The 13,961-nt window shown below is 35.0% G+C and carries 15 protein-coding genes and 1 pseudogene; 13 read left to right on the forward strand and 3 right to left on the reverse strand.

Annotated features, from left to right (window positions below; translation table 11 throughout):
* The 7 genes from MRT15_RS00005 to MRT15_RS00035 form a co-directional block, all read left to right on the forward strand.
* Window positions 1–1,041, forward strand: a 1,041-nt coding sequence (locus MRT15_RS00005) for a 2-oxoacid:acceptor oxidoreductase subunit alpha (protein ID WP_304326834.1), incomplete at its 5' end; no start/stop codon positions are given.
* Window positions 1,038–1,904 carry a 2-oxoacid:ferredoxin oxidoreductase subunit beta gene (locus tag MRT15_RS00010; RefSeq protein ID WP_304326835.1) on the forward strand — a complete coding sequence of 289 codons (867 nt, stop codon included), beginning with the start codon at window positions 1,038–1,040 and terminating at the stop codon, window positions 1,902–1,904. The genes MRT15_RS00005 and MRT15_RS00010, both read left to right, overlap by 4 nt.
* 6 nt (window positions 1,905–1,910) lie before the next feature.
* Window positions 1,911–2,477 (forward strand): 2-oxoacid:ferredoxin oxidoreductase subunit gamma, encoded by a 567-nt coding sequence (locus MRT15_RS00015; protein WP_304326836.1) that lies wholly within the window; start codon window positions 1,911–1,913, stop codon window positions 2,475–2,477.
* Complete coding sequence (locus MRT15_RS00020) at window positions 2,449–2,877, forward strand: hydrogenase iron-sulfur subunit (RefSeq protein ID WP_304326837.1); 429 nt, start codon at window positions 2,449–2,451, stop codon at window positions 2,875–2,877. Before MRT15_RS00015 ends, MRT15_RS00020 begins: the two co-directional genes overlap by 29 nt.
* Window positions 2,878–2,880: 3 nt before the next feature.
* The gene (locus MRT15_RS00025) at window positions 2,881–3,750 is read left to right on the forward strand and encodes a hypothetical protein (RefSeq protein ID WP_304326838.1); all 870 of its coding nucleotides are present in this window, start codon (window positions 2,881–2,883) and stop codon (window positions 3,748–3,750) included.
* A gap of 8 nt (window positions 3,751–3,758) precedes the next feature.
* A complete protein-coding gene (locus MRT15_RS00030; RefSeq protein WP_304326839.1) occupies window positions 3,759–5,171 on the forward strand; it encodes a Ni/Fe hydrogenase subunit alpha in 1,413 nt (470 codons plus the stop codon).
* A gap of 32 nt (window positions 5,172–5,203) precedes the next feature.
* Window positions 5,204–6,388 (forward strand): PUA domain-containing protein, encoded by a 1,185-nt coding sequence (locus MRT15_RS00035; protein ID WP_304326840.1) that lies wholly within the window; start codon window positions 5,204–5,206, stop codon window positions 6,386–6,388.
* Here the strand turns inward: MRT15_RS00035 and MRT15_RS00040 are convergent.
* Together MRT15_RS00040 and MRT15_RS00045 are read right to left on the reverse strand one after the other, a co-directional pair.
* Entirely contained in the window at window positions 6,378–6,881 is a 504-nt protein-coding gene (locus tag MRT15_RS00040; protein WP_304326841.1) for an NOB1 family endonuclease, read from the reverse strand. The genes MRT15_RS00035 and MRT15_RS00040 overlap by 11 nt on opposite strands.
* A 3-nt stretch (window positions 6,882–6,884) precedes the next feature.
* Entirely contained in the window at window positions 6,885–7,769 is an 885-nt protein-coding gene (locus MRT15_RS00045) for an NAD(+)/NADH kinase (protein WP_304326842.1), read from the reverse strand.
* Between the two features lie 84 nt (window positions 7,770–7,853).
* On the opposite strand from MRT15_RS00045, the gene MRT15_RS00050 reads away from it, so the two are divergent.
* Window positions 7,854–8,249 (forward strand): translation initiation factor IF-5A, encoded by a 396-nt coding sequence (locus MRT15_RS00050; protein ID WP_369684919.1) that lies wholly within the window; start codon window positions 7,854–7,856, stop codon window positions 8,247–8,249.
* A gap of 27 nt (window positions 8,250–8,276) precedes the next feature.
* The gene (locus tag MRT15_RS00055) at window positions 8,277–9,581 is read left to right on the forward strand and encodes an amidohydrolase (RefSeq protein ID WP_304326844.1); all 1,305 of its coding nucleotides are present in this window, start codon (window positions 8,277–8,279) and stop codon (window positions 9,579–9,581) included.
* Here MRT15_RS00055 and MRT15_RS00060 read toward each other — a convergent pair.
* Window positions 9,567–10,220 (reverse strand): annotated as a pseudogene (locus MRT15_RS00060) (diphthine--ammonia ligase); the annotation flags it as partial. The gene MRT15_RS00055 and the pseudogene MRT15_RS00060 sit on opposite strands and share 15 nt — an antisense overlap.
* 125 nt (window positions 10,221–10,345) lie before the next feature.
* On the opposite strand from MRT15_RS00060, the gene MRT15_RS00065 reads away from it, so the two are divergent.
* The 4 genes from MRT15_RS00065 (at window position 10,346) to MRT15_RS00080 (ending at window position 13,957) form a co-directional block, all read left to right on the forward strand.
* Window positions 10,346–11,683, forward strand: a complete 1,338-nt coding sequence (locus MRT15_RS00065; RefSeq protein ID WP_304326845.1) for a signal recognition particle protein Srp54 — start codon at window positions 10,346–10,348, stop codon at window positions 11,681–11,683.
* An 80-nt stretch (window positions 11,684–11,763) separates the two neighbouring features.
* A complete protein-coding gene (locus MRT15_RS00070) occupies window positions 11,764–12,249 on the forward strand; it encodes a hypothetical protein (RefSeq protein WP_304326953.1) in 486 nt (161 codons plus the stop codon).
* Window positions 12,242–13,585, forward strand: a complete 1,344-nt coding sequence (locus MRT15_RS00075) for a tRNA pseudouridine(54/55) synthase Pus10 (RefSeq protein WP_304326846.1) — start codon at window positions 12,242–12,244, stop codon at window positions 13,583–13,585. Before MRT15_RS00070 ends, MRT15_RS00075 begins: the two co-directional genes overlap by 8 nt.
* A gap of 75 nt (window positions 13,586–13,660) precedes the next feature.
* Window positions 13,661–13,957: a 50S ribosomal protein L21e gene (locus tag MRT15_RS00080; RefSeq protein ID WP_369684917.1), complete on the forward strand. Its 297-nt coding sequence runs from the start codon at window positions 13,661–13,663 to the stop codon at window positions 13,955–13,957.
* Window positions 13,958–13,961 lie beyond the last annotated feature (4 nt).

The raw sequence follows: 13,961 nt of genomic DNA on the forward strand, positions 1-13,961 counted from the left end.
CCCTCTACCGAGATTGCTGAGAGACTTGCCGCTAGACTTCCACAAGTAGGTGGTGTATTCATACAAATGGAAGATGAGCTTTCTTCCATAGCATTAATAATAGGGGCATCATATGCTGGAGCAAAAGTTATGACTGCCACAAGTGGTCCTGGTATGAGTTTATTCATGGAAAATATAGGCTTAGCTTTTATGACTGAAGCACCAATAGTTATAGTTAACGTGATGCGCGGTGGACCAAGTACAGGTCAACCTACACGTGCAAGCCAGGGGGATGTAATGCAAGCTAAATGGGGGAGCCATGGTGATTATGAAATAATAGCATTATCACCCTTCTCTGTTCAAGAAATGTTTGATTTGACCATTGAAGCATTCAACTTAGCTGAAAAATTTAGAACCCCAGTAATACTCTTAGCAGATGAAATTGTAGGTCATATGAGAGAGAAGGTTATTATCAAATTACCTGAAGAAGTTGAAATAGTCAATCGTAAAAAACCTCTATCAAAAGAGTCATTTTTACCTTTTAAACCGGATGAAGATCTAGTACCCCCAATGGCGTGTTTTGGTGAAGGGTTCAAAGTTCATGTCACCGGTTTAACTCATGATTTCAGTGGCTTCCCCTCTTCAGTTGATCCTGAAGTGCATTGGAAATTGGTTAAGAGACTATGTGACAAGATACGATTAAACTCTGAGAAAATCATAAAAGTTGATGAAAGATTTATGGAAGACGCTGAAATTGTTGTCGTAGCTTATGGTGCACCTGCTAGATCATCCTTAAGAGCTGTACGTATCGCTAGGGAAAGAGGATTAAAAGTTGGTTTATGTAGACTGATAACATTATGGCCCTTTCCACAACGTAAATTCCTTGATTATGCAAAGCATGCCAAAGCCTTCATAGTAGTTGAGATGAATTATGGTCAGATAGTTAGGGAGGTTGAAAGATGCGTTCAAGGGAAACCGGTCTTCTTCCTTCCAAAGATGGGAGGGGATCCTCATACGCCTAATGAAATATTGAATTTAATTTATGAGGTGAGTGGGAAATGAGTTTCGAAGATTATGAAGAAACTCATCCATTAGATAATCTAATACTATCAGAACGAATGCCACATATATGGTGTCCTGGTTGTGGTATAGGAATCGTTCTAAATTGTTACTTGAGGGCATTAATGGAATCTGGCATTGACTTAAATAACGTTGTCGTTGTTTCAGGTATAGGCTGTACTGGTAGAATAGCCAACTATGTTGCACTTGACTCTTTTCACACTACGCATGGGCGTGCTATACCTGTTGCTATGGGAGTGAAAATTGCTAAACCTCATTTAAAAGTTGTAGTTATTAGTGGGGATGGCGATTTATTTGCCATTGGTGGAAATCATTTTATACATGCAGCAAGGAGAAATGTGGATTTACTTGTAATATGTGTAAATAACTTCAATTATGGGATGACAGGAGGGCAACTCGGTCCTACCACACCTTTCCAATCAATAACGACAACTACGCCATATGGTAATATTGAGCATCCATTCAATTTGCCATATCTTGCTACTGCTGCTGGTGCTGTTTTTGTTGCTAGATGGACTATTGCTCAACCTTTTGCTTTGATAAAAACCATAAAGAAGGCGTTCCAAAAATCAGGGTTCTCTTTCATTGAAGTTATTGCTCCATGCATTACCTTGTATGCAAGATATAATAAACTTGGAGGCCCCTCAGAAGTTTTAAAATATCTACTTCAAAATAGTGTAATTCAAAATGGAATGGATCCTGCACAGGTTGACATAGATAAAAATAAAAAGATAATAGTTGGAGAGTTCATAGATAGAGATAGGCCAGAGTTCGTTAAAGAACTTTATAGAATAATTAAAGAACAAAGCGGTCTTGAACTTAAGTCAATAGTTTCGGGAGGGTAGCCACTTATGAAGTGGGAGATACGTATCTCCGGACTTGGGGGGCAAGGAATACTCTTAGCTGGATATATTCTTGGAAAAGCTTCAGCAATATTTGATAATAAAAATGTTGTTCAAACAGAGTCCTATGGTCCTGAAGCCAGAGGTAGCAGATCTAAGACTGATGTGATAATATCTGATGAGGACATTGATTATCCATACATAACATCAAACAATATATTGATTGCTCTATCCCAAGATGCATACAATTACTATAAAGACTATGTATGTGAAAATGGAGTAATAATAGTGGATGAAGATCTTGTAAAAGTAGAAGGGGCGCCTAGGAAAAATGTTAGAATATATAAAGTTCCTGCCACAAGAATAGCAACGGCACTTGGTAGGAGAATTGTTGCAAATATAGTTATTTTAGGTGCTTTATGTGCAATAACTGGTATCGTGTCATATAGTGCTTTAGAGAAGGCTATTTTAGATAGCGTTCCAAAAGGCTCTGAGGAATTAAATTTAAAAGCATTACGTGAAGGATACAATTATGGGATGAAGCTTCTTGCAACAAGCGGAGGTATTCAAACCTAAAATAATTGGGTTTTTATGTAATTGGTGTGGTTATGCAGCTGCAGATTTAGCAGGAAATTTAAGGAAAACCTATTCCTCCAATTTGAGAATAGTAAGAGTTATGTGTAGTGGACGTGTGGACCCAACACATATATTGTACGCATTTCAGCATGGTGCAGATGGTGTTTTGATTATAGGTTGCCATCCTGGAGACTGCCATTATATAAATGGAAATTATAAAGCCAAGATGAAAGTGGAATTTTTTAAAAAATTCTTACAAGAAATGGGTATAAACCCAGATAGATTACATATAGACTGGGCTTCTGCTGGCGAGGGGGATCGCTTCTCCAAAATAGTTGATGATTTCACTTATAAGATAACTAAGCTTGGTCCATGTGAAATTAAATGTGGGAGGTTATAGACTATGAATTCCAAGCTAACTTTAGCCATTTTTCCATTAATTGGATGTAGCGGCTGTGAAAACTCATTACTTGATATATGGCGTGTTGATAATGTTATTTTCAACAATTTGGAAATAGTATATTCACCCATACTAACCGACTTTAAAGAACCGGATAATGTTGATATTGGAATAGTAACTGGAAATGTGCGTTTTCATGAAGATGTAAATAAGTTGTTGAATTGGCGTAAAAAGAGTAAATTACTTGTAGCCTTTGGGAGTTGCGCTTGTTATGGGGGTATACCTGGATTACTGAACTTGCATGATATTCAAAGTGTAATTAACGATGTTTATTCACCTAATACCTCTTTTGACGATTATGATATGCCTAAATTGATTGATAATGCTAAACCTATTGTTGATTTTGTTAATATTGATATTGCCATTCCAGGGTGTCCACCGCCTAAAAATCTAATTCTTAAATTGTTTGAACATTTATTAAAAGGCGAACCTTTCATACTACCTGAAAAAAGTATATGTAATGAATGTCCACTAAACACTGGTGAAGATAAAGTTATAAAAAGTATTCGACGATTCTCCCTTGAGCCTGTCACGCCAAATAAATGCTTCTTAGAACAAGGTGTGCTTTGTCTTGGACCCATAATTAGAGCTGGTTGTGATGCTAGATGTATAAAAGCTAATACTCCATGTAGAGGTTGCATGGGACCCATCCATAATGTCGATGAAGCAGCGGTAAAATTTTTGTCATCCATTTCGTCAATGATTGATGAGAAGTCAAAAGATATTGATATAAATAAAATAAGAGATCTCATAGGTCTTCTATACCGATACACATTAGCGTCTTCTAAGTTAAACTTTATTAAACGAAGGTGATTAATGCCATGAGTAAAAAAATGGTTTTTCATCCAATAACTAGAATAGAAGGACATTCTAAAGTTACATTAGTTTTAGATGATGATAAGATTGAAAATGCGTATTTCCAAGTAACCGAATATAGGGGGTTTGAAAAACTACTAATAAATAGGCCCATCGAAGAAGTTCCATTAATCGTACCAAGAATATGCGGTCTATGCTCTCCATCTCACCATTTAGCATCGGTTAAAGCGTTGGATGAAATATTCGGAGTGATCCCAAAAGAAAATATCATAAGGTTACGTGAATTATTACATTACGCAGGATTTTTACACAGCCACTTACTTCACTTTTTCATACTATATCTCCCTGACATATTATTCTCTGATATTAAACCGAATCCTGGATTTGTCGGTATGATTAAAAGTTATCCATCATTAGTTAAAGATGTTTTAGAAATTAGAGGATTTGCACAACAAATACTAGAAATTTTAGGTGGTTCATCAATTCATCCTTCTGCAACTATGGCTGGAACTTTTCTTAACCCACTCAAACCTTCACAACAAACTGAATTGAGAGATAAAGCATCAAAATCAATAAAACTATTTAATATCATCGTTGAAACAATCGAAGATAAGTTAAGTAAAATATTGGAGAACTCTATAAGTTTGCCAAGCAATTTTGTGTCGTTACATTCTAAGTCAGGTTATCCTCTCTACCATTCAGATGAGATTCATGCCATTTCTCCAAAAGGCGAGTTGTTAACCTCTTTTCAGCATAACGATTATCTGAAGGTGATATGTGAAAAAGCAGTTTCTTGGAGTTATGCTAAAGCTCCATATTTGAAGATCATTGATAACGGTTATTATAGAGTAGGTCCTCTTGCTAGGTTCAATATAAATGGTAAATTCTATTCTGAAAATTCTGAAATCTTTGCCCAACAATTTTTGTATAACGTTCCTTCACCAATATGCGCCTCTGAGTATTATAACATTGTTAGAATAGCGGAAATCAAATACGTATTGGATAAAATTCTTGAAATATTAGATGATAAAAGAATCATGGAATCCGTTTACCTGCAAAAGAATCTGAAACCCATGAATAGTGATGGTATTGGTATTATAGAGGCTCCTAGGGGATTACTTATACATCACTATAAGGTTGACGATTATGGCTACATAAAGTATGCAAACTTGATAGTGGCCACCGTCCAAAATACACCAGTAATTGAAAGTGAAATTGTTGCCAGATCACAACAAGTTATTGATAAGTATGGTGTTTCTGAAGAGAGGTTATATGATACTATATCCAGAATGATAAGGAACTATGACCCATGCCTTTCATGCGCCACTCACACTTCCAGCATCCCCCTCACACTTGAAATTTACATCAAAAATGAGAACAAAGTTTTACTTTACCCTGCCGCCCCAAATACACCTTAAATACCTCAACTACTTTATACTATTTGTATATTATGGCTGACAATACTTGTAAGCTTGCTGAAGGGACTCGCTTTTCAGAAGAACTTTTTTCCTATTTAAGTAAGTTTTTCGGTTTTTCAAAAACAAGTAATATAATTGGCGCATTAGTGCACCCCCCCTCATTCTATTCCATTCGCGTAAATACTCTTAAGGCTAGTGTTGAAGAAGTATATAGGTCTTTATGCGAGAAAAATATCGAAACGGTTTTTCATCCAATATTAGATGATGTTTTACTAATTAAAGTTAAAGGGCCTTTTGAAATTGAAGTTCAAGGGAAAATAGTTGTTGCAGATAAAAAAGCTGCAGAGAGTGTTTATGTGGGTGCTGATCTTTATGCTCCTGGCGTTATATCAGCAAAGGGTGTTGCAAGATCGGATTTTGTTACTATCGTTGATGAAAAAGGTTTTCCTGTGGCTAATGGAATCGCTATGCAAAGTGAAGTAGATATTCTCAACCAGAGGAAGGGGTTAGCAGTTAAAGTTTTGCGATCAAGATATCAAAGTGCATCCATTAGATGTCTAGATGAATATGCTTCTGGTAAGATTTATGATCAAAACATACCTGCCATATTAACTAGTATTATTCTGGAACCAACGCCACATGATGTTATAGTGGATATGTGTGCAGCTCCAGGTGGTAAGACAACACATTTGGCGCAATTAACTTCCAATAAAGCCAAAATATACGCCTTTGATAATTCTAAGTCAAAAATAAGTAAGTTAATAGAAAATATCAACAGATTAGGAGTAAGGAATGTAAGTGTAATTTTTTCAGATTCTAGATACCTCCATGTAGATTACCCATCTTTAAAGGCTGACAAAGTGTTACTGGATCCACCATGCTCTGCACTTGGTGTAAGACCTAAATTATTCGAATATAAATCAGTTAGGGATATTATTGCATGTGCTCAATATCAGATGCAATTTTTTAAATCTGCTGTGGAAATTTTGAAAAAAGGTGGAATTCTTGTATATTCAACATGCACTATAACACCAGATGAAAATGAGATTATTGTGAAGTATGCTTTAGAAAATTTCCCATTGGAATTGGATAAACAGATTCTTTATCTTGGTACACAAGGATTAAACATTATTAAAGGGTCAAATTTACTTCAACGCTTCTATCCTGATGAACATGATACGCCTGGATACTTCATAGCTAAATTTGTTAAGGTCTAGGTTTTCTTTTTAATTTCGTTCCGCAAACATTACACTCACTTATGTCTTCATCTTCATACCTTCTTCCACATGCTGGACAATACAGCTTCCAGTTAATCACTTTTCTAATACCTCGTGTGGCTATTGGCGCATATTCTATTCCCAAAACTTTTGCTACATTTTGTATTGAGAAATCATCAGTTAATATAACTGGGTTCCATCCTTCTTCGATAAGATCCAATGCTAATGCTAGTATTGAAAGATCGCTATTTGAAAGATATTTTCTGTCATTAGTTTTTCTTGCAACTTCTTCTACCTTCATGATAGTTTCTGGTTTAGGTGTTGCTTTTTCAAGCCTATCAATTTCAATGGCATATTCCACCAAAGCTTTTTCATCATCTTTTAATATCTCATTCAGAGCATCAACTGATATTATTTGCCTACAGTTAGTTACTAACAGTGGATTATAACCATTCATTATGGCTGAAGAATCTAAAATAAGCACTCTTTTCATATATCATAATTCCCTCGACATTCTCTTCTTCAATTTTTCATAAAACCTTCTTTCCTTTAACCGTATAAACTTTGTTGTAAATTCGCTTTTTTCGAGCAATAATATTGTCCCAGCAGGTGCATGTATATAACTTCTTCCATCAATTGCTATAAGTGCATCCGCTCCATCTTCACACACCTTTACCTCTATTTTTGAATTTGTTGGGACAATTATCGACCTCTGTATAAGATTTAAAGGAGAAAGTGGTGTTATTATAAAAACATCCAATTCTGGATCCACTATCGGTCCCCCTGCAGAGAGGGAATATGCCGTAGACCCCGTAGTGGTTGATATTATCAAGCCATCCCCCCTCCCACTTAATATCTCATTTCCATCCTTCTTAACAACCAAGTTTACAACTTTTGATGGTACGCTAGTTATAATGGCTATTTCATTTAGTGCATCACTTACTGGATAAATACTTTCTTCGACTTTTTCAATTAGTTGATCCTTTACTGGTAACTCCTTCATGGAAATCTTTATTCTCGTGCATTCCTTCAAAAAGTATTCCCCTCTTAGAATGTCCAATACTTTCTCCATTTCGTTTGAATCCAATTCTGATAGAAATCCTATAGTTCCTGCGTTTATCGCAAGAATTGGTATTCCCTTATCCTTTACGTCATTTGCAACTCTTAATATTGTTCCATCGCCTCCAATCACTATTATTGCCTCTACATCAGCACATTTGATGTAAACCCCTTTATCCATATTCAGTTTCCATGAAAGTTCTCTTTCAATTAATGTCTCGACACCTTCAGATACTAACATCTCATACACTTTTTTAGCCATATTTATTGCTTTTTCCGAATCCGTCCGTGATGCTAACAAAACTTTACTCCATTTCTTCATTCTTTCTCAAATTAGTAATTGAATGCTAAATATAAATGTAAATGTTTTTAAGGAATGAAGAATTGAATAGTTTTTGAGGTGTACATTTTGAAGAGGCCAGAAAGTGCGGGGTCACTAAAGGTAGGGTCCTTCATAGTTATTGATGATGAACCTTGTAAAGTTGTCGATATAGAAAAATCTAAAGCTGGGAAGCATGGTTCTGCAAAGGTGAGAATAGTTGCCATCGGTGTTTTCGATGGTAAAAAGAGAACATATGTCGGACCAGTTGATGCTCAAGTTGAAGTACCAATTATTGAAAAGAAAGTTGGGCAAGTAATTTCTGTAACTCCCACATCTCTACAAGTAATGGATATGTCAACTTATGAAATATTTGATGCAACGCCCCCCGAAGAACCTGAGTTGAAGGAAAAGCTTGCTCCAGGAGTTGAGGTTGAATACTGGGAAATTTTAGGTAGAAGGAAGATTATGAGGGTAAAGTGAAAAGCTATATTATAGGGTGGCTTATTGGTGGCTCGTAGCATAAAACTAGAAAATTGTAAATTTATCATTACACAGAATGACGGTAAAATATTGAAAGATCACTCCATCTTTATTGAGGATGGTAAAATATCTGAAATTTCTAAGAAAATAGATGTGGAGGCAGAGTATGTGATTAATTGTGAAGATAAGATTTGTATGCCAGGGTTAATTAATACGCATACTCATGCTGCAATGTCTCTATTTAGGGGTTATGCCGATGACCTTCCATTAGAAATATGGCTTAAAGATAAGATATGGCCTCTTGAAAGAAAGCTTACGCCAGAACAGTGTTACATTGGTGCCTTACTTTCATGCATTGAGATGATTAAAAATGGTGTAACATTATTTCTTGATATGTATTTTAATCCCATGATGACAGTAAAAGCCGCTGCTGAAACAGGGTTGAAAGCAATAGTTTCTATAGGCGTTTTTGATTTTGATGACTCTTACATGAGAAATAAAATGATTAATGAGATTAACACTTTTCTACATGAAGTAAAACCATACGAACCTAAAATAATTGGCGCGATTGGGCCTCATGCCCCTTATACATGTTCTAATGAATTGTTAATGAAATGTAAGGATATCGCTGAAAAGGAAAAGCGATTAATTCATATTCATTTAGCTGAAACTATGGAGGAGCAAGCAATGTTTGAAGAAAAATATGGAAAGCGTGAAATTGAATATTTAAACGATATTGGCTTTTTATTCTCAAATGTAATTGCTGCTCACTGTGTATGGGTTAGTAAACGTGAAATTAACCTTTTAGGAGAGAACAATGTGAAAGTATCACATTGTCCGATTTCAAATATGAAATTGGCGGTGGGTGGAGTTTTACCTTTACGTGAATTTTTAGCGAATAATGTCATAGTAAGCTTAGGAACTGATGGTGCCGCAAGTAATAATTCTTTGAATATGTTTGAAGTTATGAAGTTTTGTGCATTGATACATAAACATAGCACTTTAGATCCCTCATTAACTTCAGCTAAACTTGTTCTCGACTTTGGAACTGTGAATGGTGCTCTTGCAACGAATAAAATAAACTCATTGGGAAAAATTGTTGAAGACGCTCCTGCAGATATAATTGTTTTGAACTCCTTTGCACCAAATATGCATCCCCTATCTGAGAATAATTTAATTTCCCATATTGTTTATGCATGTTCTCCTCATAACGTATTACATGTCATTATAGATGGTGAAATAGTTCTTTTTAACGGTTTTCTAACAAGGGTAAATGAACGTGAAATCTATAAAAGAGTTGAGAAGGCATACTTCGATTTACTTTCCAACTAATTTTGCATCCCTTATCTTTAAAATTCCACTATCCTTCATCCATATCTTTTCATACTTATTTATCTTTACTCTTTTTTTGAAGAAGGGGGCATCATAAACAAACGTTTCATATTCCCCTCCTTCTCCACATAAACTTATACCATACCTTTTATTCTTTTCAATCAATTTGCTAATAGTATCATAATTTATTTCCATTCCAAGCCATTCTTCATCTAACCCTTGGGCGGCAACTGAAACTATTATTGCACGGATTCCGCATTTCACAATTTTATCAAGTATCATTAACGGATTTTTCATCCATAATGGTGTAATTAGTTTTAAACCCACTTTCTTACATATTTTAATTAAAACTTTCCTTTGAAAGTCAGAATAAATAACTCCCGATACTATACCAACTATTTCGTTTTCCTTTTTCAGTTCTTTCAGAACCTCCTCTAGACTTCCCATACTATCATATCCTTCTTCATGTATCTTTGTTAATGGCATTCCCATGGCTTCTGCTTGTAATTCTGTCCACTCGATATTTGGATAATGCCAGTATATGGAGTCTTTCTTAGGCTCTATGGTTATTAAATTTTTTATAATATACCCTTGGCTTAAAGCATAATATATTGCGAAGGTAGAGTCCTTTCCACCACTAAATAATGCTGTTAACGTTGTCTTTCCCCAAAGTTGAAATCAGCAATACAAGTATAAAAGAATGTATATATGTGTTCACGATATATTTATCTAAGTAATTAAAACTTTATTCGTGAGGTAACTATATGGTACTGGAGTCTTTAAGCAAAGCCTTAAGTGAAACTATAAGAAAAATATTGAGAGCTCCTTTAATAGATGAGAAAACCATAAAGGAGTTCATACGAGATATTCAAAGGGCTCTTCTTCAAGCTGATGTAAATGTAAATTTAGTTTTACAAATTTCTCAAAACATTGAAAAAAGACTTAGAGAAGAGAAGGTTCCTCAAGGTTTTTCCAAAAGAGAATTACTATTAAAAATTGTTTACGAAGAATTGGTGAAGATTCTTGGTGGTGACATTTCTGATAAAGTTAAGTTGCCTGATAAAAAACCATATGTGATGATGCTTGTAGGTATTCAAGGTTCTGGTAAAACAACTTCTGCTGCCAAATTAGCATTCTATTATAAGAAGCTAAATTATAAAGTTGCATTAGTCTGTGCTGATAATTACCGCCCTGGTGCATTTGACCAGTTGAAGCAGCTTGGTGAGAAAATAGGTGTTCCAGTTTATGGAGAGAGAAATGCGACTAGTAGTGTTCAAATAGCTGTTAACGGTGTTAAGAAATTTGTTGATGAAGGTTTTGACATCATAATTGTTGATACTGCAGGTCGGCATAAGGAAGAAAGGGGCTTAATGAATGAAATGCGTGAAATTGCTGAAAAGATTAAGCCTGATGAAATAATGTTAATTATTGATGCCACTATTGGTCAACAAGCTTACATTCAAGCAAAAGTTTTTCATGAAAACACAAAAATAGGGTCCATATTTTTAACAAAGTTAGATGGTTCTGCAAGGGGTGGTGGAGCATTATCTGCAGTCGCAGTTACTGGTGTACCAATAAAGTTTGTTGGCGTTGGTGAGAAAATAGATGAAATTGAAACGTTTAATCCAAAGAGGTTTGTTAGTAGAATACTTGGCCTTGGGGATTTAGAATCATTAATTGAGAAGTTTGAATTAGCAGAGTATAAGCCAACAGAGGAAGATGCTAATAGATTTCTATCTGGAAAGTTTACTTTAGACGATCTATTAACTCAGTTTAAATCTATTTCTAAAATGGGTCCATTAAATAAATTAATTCAATTAATCCCTGGATTTTCACTATCACTTCCAGATGAGTTTCAAGAATTGTCAAAGGTTAAGATAAAGCGGTACTCTGCCATAATAGAATCTATGACGAAGGAGGAGCGTGAAAAACCTGAAATTATTGATCGTTCAAGGATGCGTAGGATAGCGATGGGATCAGGTACATCTGTTCGAGATGTTCAAGAGCTTCTAGAGCAATATAAGAATATGAAAAGAATGATGAAGATGTTTAAGAGAAAAACTAAATTGTTTGGTAAATTAAAGGGATTTACAGGGGTTTAACTATAAGGTTTTTCATAGTGAAATTTAATGACACCTTAAGCAGCTTGATAAATAAATTTCCATACTTAATTTCTTCAAGTGTGTACTCTGCATTATTAGTTTCACATGGTATAAGATCCAATGTAAAGTTGCTGTTACATTTTAATGATCCGTTATGTGTAACATTTAACTCAGATAGATTAAGGAATTTACGCCCAGATATGCAATCCACCATTGGCTTTTTCCGCAAAGTTTTATCCATGAATCTCAAATATGGGAGATTTGGGATGGAAGCCTTCTTAACCCCTGGGGTCTCGTATAGTAGAGTAGATTTTTCAGGCTTGATTAAAGGTTCGAGTAACTTATTTTTCAATGATGATAAAGGTATGTGGATTGGTAAAGTTCATTTTCCTAAAAATTTTAAGTTCATAATTTTCTATCCATCTATCGATCCAAACATATTGCAATTATTAATCAAATTAAATGCAAAACCTATTAAAGTTGCCTCAAAGTATAAATTGCCTGGTGCCTTGCTGACGATATTAAGTAACTATTTAGATAAACAAGAGGTGAAGTGTAATGATTAATGCTAAAATTCTAGATAACGCTATGAACATTTTAAAGGAATTTCCGCTTTGCGACCATTGTTTTGGAAGACTCTTCGCGCGATTGGGTAAGGGGGTAAATAATGCTGATAGAGGATATTCAATAAAATTGTTACTCACAATGATTTCACATTTAATGTTAAAAGATGATGAATCTAAAGATTTAGCTATAGACAACCTAAAAGTATTGGCTAGTAATGGCTTCTTTAAACCAGCGCAGGATTTATTGAAACATATCGGGTGTGATTTTCAAAGTGTAAAAGAATGCTTCATATGTAAAAACATATTTGAAAATTTGGATGAATATGTGAAGAGGATTTTACCCATACTTAATGAATATGATTTCAACACCTTTCTTATAGGCACTAAAATACCAGCAGATTTCTTAGAAAGAGAAGACATTGTAAGATCACATATAGGCGTTGATGTTGGTGAATCACTAAAATCCGAACTTAACCGGTTAATTGGCAAAAAATTACAAGTTATAATTGGAAAGAAAGTGTCATTTGATGATCCCGACATCGTTATTATAGTGGACATTGAAAACTTTAACATCTCAATAAATCCAAAACCCGTTTTCATTTATGGTCGGTATAAAAAGCTCGTGAGGGGTATTCCGCAGACGACATGGTTTTGTAGTAATTGCTGGGGGAAGGGGTGTCCTCAATGTAACTATACTGGTAAACGCTATAGTACTTCCATCTCTGAATTAATCATAGGTCCCATCCTTAATGCTACTAATGGTGTTGAAGGCATTTTTCATGGTGCGGGGAGAGAAGACGTTGACACTTTAACTCTTGGGAATGGGAGACCATTCATTGTTGAAATAAAGGATCCTAAGCGTAGGAATGTAGACTTAGCTTACTTAGAGAAGGCAATTAATGATAACGCTAAAGGTATGATAGAAGTAAAATTAATTCGTTTTTCTAATAGGAAAGAGGTAAGAAAACTGAAAACTTTATCGGCATTTTCCAGAAAAGTTTATCAAGCTTTAATCGAAGTTGACGGAGAATTAGATGAAAATTCTCTTAAAAAGTTAGAGGAATATTTCTTTAATAGAGAAATTAGGCAGTACACTCCATTACGTGTCCTACATAGAAGAGCTAACAAAATTAGAGTGAAAAAAGTTTATTCTGTTAAAACTGAACTTATTGATTCCCGAAGATTTAAAGCCACCATAGAATGTCAAGGCGGATTATATGTGAAAGAGCTTATAAGCGGAGATAACAATAGGACAATACCTAACTTTTCTCAAATATTGCAACTCAAAGCCAGATGCGTTGAATTATCCATTATCTTTGTATCTGAGGAAATATAGGAAGTAAATTGGTGGAATATTTATTAATTACCCTATAAAATAAACTATTGTAAAATTGTTGTTTAGGTGAAGGCATTGGTGAAGCACTCTGTTGGGTATAGAAGTAGAACTCGGAAATTATTACGTAAAAATGTGAGGGAGAAAGGTTTAGCACCTTTAAGTAGAATAATTTATCCATATAAGGAAGGTGATAAGGTTTCCATAGTTATTGACCCAAGTGTTCACAAGGGGATGCCGCACCGACGCTATCATGGGAAGGTGGGGACGATCATTGGTCGTAGAGGCAGAGCTTACATAATTAAAGTCAATCTTGGAGAGAAAGAGAAAACACTAATTGTTAGACCGCAACATATCAGGCCGCTAATCACTTAAATTT

This window comes from Candidatus Culexarchaeum yellowstonense, assembly GCF_024707025.1.
In the GTDB taxonomy this organism is placed as follows: Archaea; Thermoproteota; Methanomethylicia; order Culexarchaeales; family Culexarchaeaceae; genus Culexarchaeum.

What these genes read in the sequence shown, in the direction of transcription:
- MRT15_RS00010 (WP_304326835.1), top strand. Translation starts at nt 1,038, where the DNA reads ATGAGTTTCGAAGATTATGAAGAAACTCATCCATTAGATAATCTAATA.
- MRT15_RS00015 (WP_304326836.1), top strand. Translation starts at nt 1,911, where the DNA reads ATGAAGTGGGAGATACGTATCTCCGGACTTGGGGGGCAAGGAATACTC.
- MRT15_RS00025 (WP_304326838.1), top strand. Translation starts at nt 2,881, where the DNA reads ATGAATTCCAAGCTAACTTTAGCCATTTTTCCATTAATTGGATGTAGC.
- MRT15_RS00030 (WP_304326839.1), top strand. Translation starts at nt 3,759, where the DNA reads ATGAGTAAAAAAATGGTTTTTCATCCAATAACTAGAATAGAAGGACAT.
- MRT15_RS00035 (WP_304326840.1), top strand. Translation starts at nt 5,204, where the DNA reads ATGGCTGACAATACTTGTAAGCTTGCTGAAGGGACTCGCTTTTCAGAA.
- MRT15_RS00040 (WP_304326841.1), bottom strand. Translation starts at nt 6,881, where the DNA reads ATGAAAAGAGTGCTTATTTTAGATTCTTCAGCCATAATGAATGGTTAT.
- MRT15_RS00045 (WP_304326842.1), bottom strand. Translation starts at nt 7,769, where the DNA reads ATGAAGAAATGGAGTAAAGTTTTGTTAGCATCACGGACGGATTCGGAA.
- MRT15_RS00065 (WP_304326845.1), top strand. Translation starts at nt 10,346, where the DNA reads ATGGTACTGGAGTCTTTAAGCAAAGCCTTAAGTGAAACTATAAGAAAA.
- MRT15_RS00075 (WP_304326846.1), top strand. Translation starts at nt 12,242, where the DNA reads ATGATTAATGCTAAAATTCTAGATAACGCTATGAACATTTTAAAGGAA.